This window comes from Pontibacillus marinus BH030004 = DSM 16465 (assembly GCF_000425225.1).
In the GTDB taxonomy this organism is placed as follows: domain Bacteria; phylum Bacillota; class Bacilli; order Bacillales; family BH030062; genus Pontibacillus; species Pontibacillus marinus.
Genome location: NZ_AULJ01000079.1, coordinates 1 through 12385, shown reverse-complemented (window position 1 = coordinate 12385; position 12385 = coordinate 1). Strand labels below are relative to the sequence as shown.

Sequence of the window (12385 nt, the reverse complement as noted above, 5' to 3'; positions counted from 1 at the left end):
CATAATCGCGTGGAGGGAAGGAAACGGCAAACTGTCGTGGTAACAAAGGGAAGACGAGACCCCGCAGGCACGAGGAGGCTCGGCTTTTCTTCCACAACAGGCTTGCCGTTTCACTGACCGGAACAAATTACTTTACAGCAAGGGGACTCCTCTCAGTTTCAAGTCTTCTACAATCCTGCCATAATACTGAATAAGCATTAGCTTTCATAAATAAAAACCACATAGGATGGTAATGAACAATCCCATGTGGTTATATAACCTTCTTTATATCTGTTGTTAATTTTATTTTACCAAATCAATACCGCGAATAATGTTGCTGCTAATAACCCCAACATGACTGGAATGAAGTTTTTCCTTACAAGGTCCATGACCGGAACGCCACAAAATCCTGCGATGGCAATCATGGATGACCATGCGATGATGGTACCTCCACCAGTCCATATCGATCCCATCTGGCCGATTGCGGCTAACGTGGCTGGGTCCATTCCTCCACTCGCAAGTGCACCAGATAAAGCACCTGTTAGGGGTAACCCTGAGAACCCAGATCCATCAAGCCCTGTAATGATTCCAATAATTAACACACTAAACGCAGCTAAAACTGTACTTTGGGGCAGAATTTCCTGTGATGCTTGAACCAGATCGAACAAGAATGCAGGCGCCGTTGCATCTCCTAGTGATAAAATCGATCCTGCAAAGTCAGAACTTCCTAAAAAGAAGAATCCAGCAATAGGGATTACAGGTCCCATTGCTTTAAAAGCAAACACAAACCCATCAGTTATATGTTCACTAATATAATCAAGTGCATTGTGACGGCCGAAAGCAACGGTAGCTAATAATAACAAAATGACAGCTACCCCACCAATAAATGCAGCTCCATCTCCTCCTTCAAAACCACCCATGCGACCTGATCCGAGTTTCGTTGAAATCATAAATACCATAACGGATAGCATGGATAACGGGACCAATACTGCAAACAACTTACTCCAGAATCCAACACCATTACTTGAAGCTTCACGAGTTTTCTCTTCGTTCCCAAGTCCTTGGAGGGATTGCAACTCTTGTTCTATTATAGGATCTCCTTTTTTACGAATGGTCTTTTTATTCATGAAGTAAGCTAAACCAATTGCTACAAAACCTGTTACAAGGGATAAAACAAGGGCTTTATCTACAATCAGTTCCTTGTCAATTCCCCCTGCAGTTGCTGATAACCCAGGAGCAACTTGCATGATATAGTCTGATGATAAAGCCATCCCTTGACCTGCTAAAGCAACGGCTATTGCTGCCATCATAGCTGGCAACCCAGCTCTCACAGCAGCAGGCACCAAAAGCGCACAAATCAACGGAACAGCTGGTGTCGGCCAGAAAAATAAAGAAATGACATAGGTGACGCCGACAAGTACGAAATAAGCGATATGTCCATTTTTCATTACTGGCTGAATAGGTTGGATCATTCTGCGGTCTGCCCCTAAATCTTTTAATGCTTGTAATAAAGCGACCATAAACGTGATAATCAGGAAAATGTTGAAGAGCTCTTTGGCGGCCACAAGGTTTGCATTAAATACTGCGGTAAATCCACCTACTAAATCCCCTTTATAAACCCATGCAACGATAAACGTTCCAAGTAATGTGGGGAGCACAACTCCTTTGCGGAACACCATTGTAACAATAATTAAAAGCGTAATAATCGCATACAACCAATGTGTAACGGTTAACTCCAAACTGGCTCACCATCCTTCTAGGCTCACACCATGTGTGTGCCATAGCCTATGCAAGGATGAAATCATGCGTGTCAAATTTACGGTAAACCTTTTAACGAAAAAAAGCTATGCAGGATATCTGCATAGCTTTCTATGTCTCTATTTATGGAGTCGTCTCTTTTCCTTTTTTTAAAAAAGGATTTCTATCTCTTTTATGTGTGATGGAGGAAAATAATCTCTTTCCATCTCATACTTTACGATAGCAGTTTCAAACAAGACTGGTCAAAATTTCAAATGCCATTTCACACAATAACATGCACCTATAAGACATCTTTAACACCTATTGGAACAGAAAACGGCCCTTTTAATAACATTACTCATACAAATGTCCCATAATGTGAATATTTTATGTCTGAAAGTGGCTCATCAACTCATGAATACGTTGAATGTTTTGCTTTGAGATTTGTGCAGGAGTTTCATAATCGTGAAAATAGACAAGATAACTCTTTCCAGACGTTTGAATATGAGAAATATGTGTCAGATGTATAATAAAAGATCGATGGGATTGTACGAAAGAATCATCCAAGAAATCTAAGAAATACTCTAATGTTTCCGTTGATGAATAGCTTTGATAAGCCGTATGAATCACAGATTTTCGATCACGCTTTTCGATAAACAAGATATCTTCAACTTGCACATAATACAGAGAACGATTGAATCGAATCGGAATGCGATGTGTCGCTTTTTGATTTTCTGATTCCTCTGTTTGTTTTTGATCTAAAGTTTTTTTAGCTCGGTCTAAAGCCAAGTGTAGTCTACTAATCTGAATAGGTTTCATAACATAATCTAACGCATGAAGATCAAATGCTTCTACGGCAAACTTATCATGGGCCGTTGTAAAAATGTACGCCAATGATGGCATCGTTTGAACGCACTCTCTTATCGCATCAATACCTCGCTTACGGGGCATTTCAATATCACACATGACTAAATCTGGTTGATGCTGAATGACTTTTTCAACTAAATCCACTCCATCCACAGCCTCATCAATTACGGAAAAAGAGTCAGCAGCAACCTTACTTATCATTTGTTTTAATAATTTTCGAGATGCTTCTTGGTCATCTGCAATTAAAATTCGATATGTCATATTTTATCATCCTCAGAAAAGTACGGTTTTCGCAAAAACAGGGTAACTTTTGTTCATTCATAACATTGATCCTTATTTAAATGGGTCATTATGAATTGGGGTATATTCAACTTAAGTATATATGAAAACACTTACTTTGTGGAGTATTTAGGGGACAATACATGAAATTGGAAAAAACACGCCTCTCATGAAATGAAGGCGTGTTTTTGATTGTTTATCTATAGATGCTTTTGAAGTGCTTCTAGGAAAGTAGTTACTTCAAGCGGCTTTGTTAAATAGTCCTGAAACCCTGCTGCAATTCCTTTTTCGATTTCACGAGGCATTGCATTTGCACTAATTGCAATGACAGGAATTTCTTTAGTAGAAGGGTGATCCTTAATCTTAGAAAGAACATCATATCCATCTAATCCAGGTAAATTTAAGTCTACTAAAATTAAATCTGGTCTATGAGTTTGTGCTAACTCCAAGCCAATTTCACCATTCATTGCAGACATGAAATCAATGTTTGATTTATGGGAGATCAATTTTTGAACCAAATGTAAATTGGCTGGATTATCCTCTATATAAAGAAGACTCTTCCTTTCTTCATTAATAGTAAGTACAGTTGACTCTTCCTCCACTGCTTCGTTTTGGTTCGTTGAGATGTTCTCAACTACAGGCAGCTCAATCCAGAACATACTCCCTTCACCTAGCTCACTTTTAACAGAAATTGTCCCATTCATTAAAGCCATCAATTGTTTTGATAGTGTTAGCCCAATCCCAGTTCCTTCAATAATTTTCTCATCAAGAATGCGGGTGAACGGTTCAAAAATTTGGTCAATTTCCTGATCATCAATTCCAAGACCGGTATCTTCTACAAGGAAATGCACTTTGCCATCTTTAACTGAACATTCTACACGAATACAACCTTCATCCTGATTGTATTTAACAGCATTAGACAACAGATTCAGTAAGACTTGCTTCAGTCTTGTACGATCAGCATAAACGTATATTCCATTACATAAGTCAAGGTTATGATCGATTGTAATTCTTTTATTCGTGGCAAGAGGAGAAATAATCCCGAGTACCTCATCTATAACAGGTTGTACATCCACAGGTTCTAGAGAGACTGTTAATTTTCCAGCTTCTATTCGAGCAAGGTCAAGAATTTCATTAATAAGTGTTAATAAATGATTTCCTGCTTTCAAAATCTCTTCAACACTCTCATTTTGAGAAGTCGTTAAAGAATCTTTTTCATATTCCAACAACTGCGTGAATCCTAAAATGGCATTCATAGGTGTCCTTAGTTCATGGCTCATACTGGATAGAAAGTCTGACTTCGCCTTACTTGCTTGCTCCGCTTCTTCTTTTGCTTTTCTTAACGAATCTTGCAGATCTTTTAAGTCAGTAATATCTCTAGCTGTTAAAACAAAATGACGAAATTCACCTGTTTCATCTACAATAGGGGCAAGTCTCCCTTGAAACCATCGCTTACCAGCTAGTGTGTCAATTTGGTATTCAATCGTTTTAGGCTGACCTGATTCCTGTACCTCACGTATCGTGACCATGAAGAATAATGCATCCTTCTCATAAAAGACATCATTTATTCTTGTACCTATTAATTCCTCTTTGGTCTTTGATAATTTCGATTCATCATTCGTCCATATATTAATGTATGTTCCATTCTCATCTAACCTCATAATGACATCGTCAATTGAAGAAACTAAAGCCCGCAAATCGGATTCTTTTTCTTTCAGTTCTTCCTGTGCTTTATATAACTCCTCATTAGCCGTCCCAAGTGTTTGCCCCATACTTGTGATACTTGTAGCTGTTTCATCTAACTCTTCGATATGAAAAGATTCATCCTTCTGATAATATCGCCCTGCTCCAATCTCATGAACCAGATTATTAATTTCATAAAGAGGATCTGAAATTGAATGAGATAACTTTTGAGCACGTTTATACAGGAACATGAAAAATACTAAATAAAACAGAATAAGGCCAAATATCATTAATGCACCAATTTTCATCAACTTGCGGTCTAATAAGAAAAGGTCATTAAAAATTTGTTTTTCATCCACTACAGAAATAAACTTCCATCCAGTTCCTTCCACTGTAGACCAAGCTAAAAAATGATCATTACCATTAAACTTTGCTGTGGTCAGCCCTTGTTTAGCTTCAGCTAATATATCCGCAAAATGCTTCGTTTCACTTTGGTTATACAAATTGAATTGTTCTGGCTTAAATGTATTCGTAAAAATTTGCTTATCATAAGGATATTCATTCAATTCATCTAGCCCAAATATAACTTCACCTTGTTGAGGAAGAGCCAAAATTGTACCGTCTTTTCCAACCAACATCCCAAAACCTTCCCAAGGGATATCTAAATCCAATATACGCTCCCTAATCGTCTCAAGCGTAACATCAATCCCTACCACACCTTCTAAAAAGTCACCTTTGTAAACAGGTGCGATCGACGATGCCATCCATCCATTCCCTGCGGGGTCTAAATAAACTTCAGTCCACCTCGTTTCGCGAGAAGGATTATGTTCTTGATCTGCCTCATAATAAAAGTTAAAACGAGGAATAAGTGTCTTTGGGTTAATTTGGTCCATAACATCATAGTAAGGATACATGACATTCAGTGAATCATGGGTATTAAAATAAACAGCTTCTGCAAGGGATTCGGTTTTGTAAATATGCTTCATCAACCCCTGTGTCGTAAGAAGACGCGCGACTTTTTGTAAATTGTGATCAGGTGTAGTTGCACCACTATAAAAGACAGCTACTCCACCTTCTTCTAAATTTCGAGAGGTATGATACACACCCTCACTGGAATAATGAAGTCGTGCTTGATCCTCTTCTGTAAAAAGAGCTCGATTCTTTAAGGACTCCTCAACTTCTTGACGGTATAAGTCCGTGGTTTTAGAAATCGACTCCAATTGCATCGTAATCACTTTTGATTCCCGACTAACCGTATGTAAGAGTTCCTCTTGAGCTTCATCTTTGAACAAATTCATCATAACGTCATTCGCCCAGTCATTTGAAAAGAAATATATACTTATAAATACTAATTCAACTACAAAAAGTGGAATTAGAGCGATTCGTAAAAACGATCTCCATATCCATTTCATTAAAGACATTCTTTGATTTTCCTGCATGGTAAAGGCACCTCATTAGGTTTGGTTGCTTGTTTCTTTCAAAGCATTCTGAATTCGATGAATGACATCCTTCACATCAAATGGTTTAGCTATAAAATCTTGAACACCGAACATATACGCCTTATCCCTATTTGGTATCTCATCATGACTTGTAATCACAATAATGGGTGTATAGGGTTCTCTCTCATAAAGAGAAAATTGTTCTAATATATCAAATCCATCCATATAAGGCATTTTAAGGTCTAACAATATTAAGTCAGGTTGCTCTCGGTGATAAAGGGAAAACACTTCACGAACATCAACGGTTTCGACAATATTATGAAACCCATTCATCTTTAGTAACTTGTTTAAAAGTAAAACATTGGGTCCATGATCATCTACAATTAATATCTTAGCTTTGTGTATATCTGTATCCATTTTTATCACCTACATTTATTCAAGATATAATTATTGTAGAATAACTACTCCTATTAATATAGTGCGATTTTAAAATACAAACATAAAAAGGGAAACTTAAATCAAACCTACTCCCTTCTCAAACACAAAAATGCACTTCTCAGAACATTTTTGACACTTCCCTATTTTAACAAAAAAGAAGCTCCAATTGTGAAACATTTCATTAGCATAATCCCGATAAGTTTAATATGATTTAAGAAGGTACCTTGATTTAAGGAGTGAATAATATGATGGAATCATTTAAAACGTTTGTTCACAATAAACGACAGGAAGACCTCGTTCAAAAAGCTGGAGAAATTGCCCAAAAAATAAGCAAACAATCTAACATCAATGATCAACAGGCAGACTTTTCTAAAGAGAATGTAAAGGTTTTTCAAAATGAACAATACCTTTCCTTGACGATTCCTGAAAGCTATGGTGGGGAAGGTCTTTCCTTATATGAATTTTTACTCATTCAAGAACGATTAGCGATGGGGGATGGTCCAGCAGCTCTGTCAGTTGGATGGCACCTTGGCATTCTAATGGAGCTGCGAGATGAATCTTTAATAGAACGCCCAATTTATAAACAACTAGCAGAAGAGGTTGGAACGTCTCAAGTACTAGTAAATCGTGCCGCTTCAGAACCTGCTACTGGGAGTCCAACACGTGGTGGAGTACCTGAAACCACAGCCCACTTTGAAGATGGTCATTACATCATTTCTGGAAGGAAAACATTCACAACGATGGCTAGTGTATTGGATTACGCGATCATCAACGCCTTCATTCCAGAGTTAGATGAAATAGGTTGGTTCTTTATCCCTCTTCATTATAAAGGCGTTAAAGTAGATAAGACCTGGGATACACTGGGGATGCGTGGCACAGGAAGTCATGATTTAGTATTAGAAGATGTAAAAATCCCTGAAGATTATTACGTTGAACGTAAGGATGACCAACCTAAAGGCCCAAAAGGTTGGCTACTCCATATCCCTGCTTGTTATTTAGGGATTGCCCTAGCCGCTAGCCAAGATGCTATTGAGTTCGCAAAAAACTTTCAGCCTAACAGTTTAGACACCCCGATTTCTGAAGTAGCTCACATTCAACAAAAAATTGGAGATATGGAGTTAAAGCTATTACAAGCACGCCACTTCATGTATTCCGTAGCGAGACAATGGGATGAAGAACCCGAAAAACGGCCTTCCCTCTCCAGTTCTCTAGGAGCAGTCAAAACAACTGCAACGAACACAGCTAATGAAGTCGTTGACCTTGCAATGAGAATTGCTGGTGGTCGTGGACTATCAAAAAGCTACCCCTTTGAAAAATATTATCGCGATGTAAGAGCAGGCCTTCACAACCCACCTATGGATGATATGGTGTTAACCATGCTTGCAAAAGAAGCGATAGAGCGTCAGAATTCTAAAGATTAAAAATGAAAGGGCTGCTCCCTATACAGGTGCAGCCCTTTTGCTTCTATTTTATGATTGTTTCTTCACTTGCGCTCGTAAATCCTCCACCTCGGAAACTAAGGATTCGATCATTTCATCACTTCTACGTAATTCCTCACCAAGCATTTTTATGGTCTCTTCTTCCCAATGGAAGGGATCGCCGTTTTCAGGTGCTACTGAAACCTCTTTATATTCATCGCCTGGAAGCTCATCTTTCTGATTAAAATATACGGCTACTTCACAAACAGGATCACCATTTGCCATTCGTTGACGAAGATCAACTTTACCATAACCAAATCGTCTTGCGGCTATCCCACCAAAAACACTCGATGTCATTGCACATATATGAGGTGAATCATTTACTAATTCTCCAAAAGGGCATTTATGCGCTTTAACTACAATGTGATCGGAATCAATAGTATCAATTTCAAAATGACCATTGATTTTATTCTTTATATCAACAAGAACGTCTACATATTTCTCCACAGTCCATTGTTCATTCTTCTCACTATAATAACCTTCTAGCCATTCCCCTGTTCTTAAACCTAATTGACGGATATATTCTTCAGCAGCAGAACCGATTGTCTTTTCATGAATTAATGCATATTGAGTCAAAAGCTTCGCTAAGAAAACTTGTCCATTTAAATGATTGGGATTAGGTGTACTCATAGATGTTCACCACTTTCTAAATTAGGCTCATGATCTACAAGTTCCCTAAATCCCTATGATGAAACGAGGATTCCTAAATCAAATTGTGACAATTTCAGGCAAAAATCTACTCTTAATTAGAATGCACAGTTCTGTTTGCATGCTTCGACTCGACATGAAGGAATCTTGGTTGTTTATAAAGTAAGATGCTTAGCACAATTGCGCTGATGATAAATGATGGAAGCATATAGCCAATGTTATACGTCAATGAGTACATCCATACGGAACCTGGAACACCATCTGGCATAAAGTAATCAATAAATATGATCCCTGATGCAAAGTGACTTAAAAACCTTAGTGTGCATCCAACAAAAGCTCCAAGTGTGAGATACATCGTAAATCGTTTTACATTGCCATTTGTTACGGCATTTTTTACAGCTGATGAAAAGATTCCTGCAAAGCCTACTACGAAAAATGCTACAGGATAATCTAATACATATTGAACGGGATGGACAATGAAGGGATCTAAAACAGAATTAAAAAATCCAATTAATAACCCTGAAAGCAATCCACCTTTCAATCCCCAACGAAAGGCCATAAACAGAATGGGTACCATCGCAAAGGAAATCGAACCACCCTGAAGCCATAGTGGGATTGATAAATATGGTAAGCTTAAAACCGCTCCTAAAGCCGAAAACAATGCGACTTCAACTAAAAATAAAATAGGACTTCTTTTCATATTTAAACGCCTCCCCAATAAAATTTTCCACAAAAAAAGCAATGCATGGGAGAGCTTTAAGATGGAAGTCCTGTGCATTGCGCCATCAATAAAGCCACATCCCTACGCTAGAATTAACTAACAGGTTCAAAGGGTTAGAACGAATGTTCAATCTCAGCCGATACGACTCCCCTTGTGGTCTTTCTTACATCTGCTTTTTTCGTTGTGTATATTATAAAAGATATTTACCGAAACATTCAAATGGTAGTGACTGTTATTTTTCTCTCTATATAATAAAGCCGCATACCAAACGTATGCGGCTAATCCATTTATTTTTGAATAAACATTTGTGTCCAGTAGATTCCCATTTCTCCACCTTCTGCAATACCGATTCCAATGTGTGTTACGCTTTTGTTCAAAATATTTTTACGGTGTCCGGCACTTTGCATCCATTTACGAACTACTTCTTCAGGTGAATCTTGACCAGCAGCAATGTTTTCAGCTGCAGTTTTATAATCAATCCCGAAGTTTTGCATCATTTCAAAAGGACTTCCGTACGTTGGAGAGTTGTGTGAGAAATATCCCTTGTTCACCATGTCTTGGGATTTCTTTTGAGCAACTTGAGCTAACTCATCGTAAGCTTTTAATTTAGGAAGACCATTTTTTTGACGCTCTTTATTCGTTAGTTCAACAACCTTTTGTTTAAAGCCATCAGACTGTTGACTTTCTTTTGCTTTTTGATTCGTGTCTTGTTGTTGCTGTTGAGTTCCATTTTGACCTTGGTTACGTTCTGGAGTTTGTGCATATTGTCTTGCATCTCCATTACCTTGATTAGGTGCTGCACCACGATTATAACGTTCCATTCGGTCATATTGCGCATCTCCTCCATTCCCACCAAAAGGAACAACATATCTGCGCATTTCGGTTTGCACATCAAAACGATTGTTGTCGCGATCTCGGTCGCCCATGTTTAAACCATAGCCGCCTCCATTGTTATCACCGCGATTATACGTTATATCCTCAACATTGTTGTTATTATCTGCTGCATTATTGTCCATACCTTCTTCATTTGCACCACAAGCTGCGAGAACAAACATCAGCGCAAATGCTGAAAGTATATATTTAAATGTTTTTATCATGTTTCAACCTCCTATATTAGGCTTTCTTAAGCCATTTGTAGTATTTGCCCTGAGAAATGGTTTATGCTTTTTCTCTGTACAAATGAGGAGGTAATTGATGGTGAAAACATCGGTAAAAAATGCTTGTTCTACTATGATTTTTCGAGGGGATTTGACTCAAACCGCAAAATCCCTTCCAGTTATGTAGTACTTCTGTCCCTTTTAAGAAAAGAATGCAAACCAAAACACTGTTAATGCCTCTTATATTAAGGATGATGTTGCAAAGATTTCTCCAGAAAAATATTGTACGATTATTCTGAAAACAATATTAGGAGGGATTCATTTTGAAAAGATTATTTTTTGCAGTGATGAGTGTTGTGTTCTTTCTTTCGTTGGTTGCGGGACAGTTACCAGTATCTGCCCAATCCAAAGCTTCTGTAAGTGATTACTTAGTTGGCTTTGAAAAAGAAGTTAAACAAAAACAGCTTAATCAACTTGAACAAGCTGGTGGTGAAGTGAAACACGAATTCAAATACATGAATGTGGTACAGGTTTCTCTTACAGATCAAGCTGTTAAAGCACTACAAAACAATCCTAATGTAGCTTACATTGAAGAAGATGCTAAAGTGCAAGCTTTTGGACAAACTACACCGTGGGGCATCACTGAAATAAACGCTGATGATGTTCAATCTAACGGAACAACTGGTACAGGTGTAAAAGTCGCAGTATTAGATAGTGGCATTAGTGCAAGTCACGAAGATCTTAGCGTTGCAGGCGGAGCAAGCTTTGTGGACGGTGAACCTGACCCATATAACGACGGAAATGGTCACGGCACACACGTTGCTGGTACAATTGCTGGTTTAGATAACACACTAGGTGTTCTAGGTGTATCTCCAGATGTAAGCCTATACGCTGTTAAAGTACTTGGCAGTGACGGTAGTGGTACTTACAGCGGTATCATTAAAGGTGTTGAGTGGGCTGTTTCTAACAATATCGATGTGGTTAATATGAGTCTAGGCGGTAGTCGCGGATCGACAAGCCTTCAACAAGCGATGGATAATGCCTATAACAGCGGCGTATTACTTGTAGCTGCTGCAGGTAATGATGGTACTCGTGGTAAAAAGAATACAATCGGTTACCCTGCAAAATATAGCTCAGTAATGGCTGTTGGTGCAGTAGACTCAAACCTAAACCGTGCTTCTTTCTCTTCTGTAGGAAGTGAGCTTGAAGTAATGGCTCCTGGTGTTGACATTTATAGCACTTTACCTGGTAATAGCTATGATTACTATAATGGAACATCCATGGCTTCTCCACATGTAGCGGGTGCTGCAGCATTAATTCTTGCAAATGACGGCTCCCTTACAAATGCAGAGGTACGCAGCTTATTAAACGATACAGCTACTCCACTTGGTGATTCTTTCTACTATGGAAATGGATTCATCAATGTTCAGGAAGCTGTAAACACGGCTACTACTACTTATCAAGTAGCGAATTAATACACTCCCCTTCATTCACCCTGGTCATTCGGCCGGGGTGTTTTTTTGTCTTTTTCCTCTAGACATTTGTAACAAATGATTTCTTTTTCGTTCGTAACTTCTCCTTCTAAAAAGCCATTTAAACAAAAAACCTCTTGCTCACATTTTGTGCAATACCCCACAAGTTCTTTCATATGATGAACCTCCTTATCAGTTATTTTCTCTTGGTTAAACATAGTGGTGTTACTCCGTTAAAGCCCCCTTATCTTAAAGACTTGGTTTCGAGATAATAATGTGAGGAGTCCGTTGCTGTTGAGTAATTTGTTGCGGTCAGTGAAACGGCAAGCCTGTTGTGGAAGAAAAGCCGAGCCTCCTCGTGCCTGCGGGGTCTCGTCTTCCCTTTGTTACCACGACAGTTTGCCGTTTCCTTCCCTCCACGCGATTATGGAGACTAACGGACCATTATTTGGACTTTCCCACCACATATTGATTGGAAAACATATTCACAGAAGTTGCTTAGACCCTTGTCATGATAGGATTATACTACCTTGGAATTAGAATACCT

At 38.5% G+C, this 12385-nt stretch carries 10 protein-coding genes and 1 riboswitch; of the genes, 2 read left to right on the top strand and 8 right to left on the bottom strand.

Annotation, left to right across the window (positions count from 1 at the left end; all coding sequences use genetic code 11):
• Positions 1-287: 287 nt before the first annotated feature.
• The 4 genes from H514_RS0114720 to H514_RS0114705 form a co-directional block, all read right to left on the bottom strand.
• Complete coding sequence (locus tag H514_RS0114720; RefSeq protein ID WP_027447651.1) at positions 288-1718, bottom strand: hypothetical protein; 1431 nt, start codon at positions 1716-1718, stop codon at positions 288-290.
• Positions 1719-2103: 385 nt separating this feature from the next.
• Positions 2104-2844 carry a LytR/AlgR family response regulator transcription factor gene (locus H514_RS23165; protein WP_051255157.1) on the bottom strand — a complete coding sequence of 247 codons (741 nt, stop codon included), beginning with the start codon at positions 2842-2844 and terminating at the stop codon, positions 2104-2106.
• Positions 2845-3062: 218 nt separating this feature from the next.
• A complete protein-coding gene (locus H514_RS0114710; RefSeq protein ID WP_027447650.1) occupies positions 3063-5984 on the bottom strand; it encodes an ATP-binding protein in 2922 nt (973 codons plus the stop codon).
• A 15-nt stretch (positions 5985-5999) separates the two neighbouring features.
• Positions 6000-6401: a response regulator gene (locus tag H514_RS0114705; protein ID WP_027447649.1), complete on the bottom strand. Its 402-nt coding sequence runs from the start codon at positions 6399-6401 to the stop codon at positions 6000-6002.
• A gap of 266 nt (positions 6402-6667) precedes the next feature.
• Here H514_RS0114705 and H514_RS0114700 point away from each other — a divergent pair, with 266 nt between their 5' ends.
• Positions 6668-7843, top strand: coding sequence for an acyl-CoA dehydrogenase family protein (locus tag H514_RS0114700; RefSeq protein ID WP_027447648.1), 1176 nt, complete (start codon positions 6668-6670; stop codon positions 7841-7843).
• A 48-nt stretch (positions 7844-7891) separates the two neighbouring features.
• Here the strand turns inward: H514_RS0114700 and H514_RS0114695 are convergent, their stop codons facing one another.
• The 3 genes from H514_RS0114695 to H514_RS24015 form a co-directional block, all read right to left on the bottom strand.
• Positions 7892-8530: a methanogen output domain 1-containing protein gene (locus tag H514_RS0114695; RefSeq protein ID WP_027447647.1), complete on the bottom strand. Its 639-nt coding sequence runs from the start codon at positions 8528-8530 to the stop codon at positions 7892-7894.
• Positions 8531-8642: 112 nt separating this feature from the next.
• Positions 8643-9248 (bottom strand): energy-coupled thiamine transporter ThiT, encoded by a 606-nt coding sequence (gene thiT / locus H514_RS0114690; protein ID WP_027447646.1) that lies wholly within the window; start codon positions 9246-9248, stop codon positions 8643-8645.
• Positions 9249-9330: 82 nt separating this feature from the next.
• Positions 9331-9431: riboswitch (TPP riboswitch) on the bottom strand.
• A 125-nt stretch (positions 9432-9556) separates the two neighbouring features.
• The gene (locus H514_RS24015; protein WP_027447645.1) at positions 9557-10366 is read right to left on the bottom strand and encodes a CAP domain-containing protein; all 810 of its coding nucleotides are present in this window, start codon (positions 10364-10366) and stop codon (positions 9557-9559) included.
• Between the two features lie 347 nt (positions 10367-10713).
• On the opposite strand from H514_RS24015, the gene H514_RS23155 reads away from it, so the two are divergent.
• Positions 10714-11841: a S8 family peptidase gene (locus tag H514_RS23155; RefSeq protein WP_051255158.1), complete on the top strand. Its 1128-nt coding sequence runs from the start codon at positions 10714-10716 to the stop codon at positions 11839-11841.
• 11 nt (positions 11842-11852) lie between these two features.
• Here the strand turns inward: H514_RS23155 and H514_RS24985 are convergent, their stop codons facing one another.
• Positions 11853-12014 carry a hypothetical protein gene (locus H514_RS24985; protein WP_169449763.1) on the bottom strand — a complete coding sequence of 54 codons (162 nt, stop codon included), beginning with the start codon at positions 12012-12014 and terminating at the stop codon, positions 11853-11855.
• Positions 12015-12385: the final 371 nt, after the last annotated feature.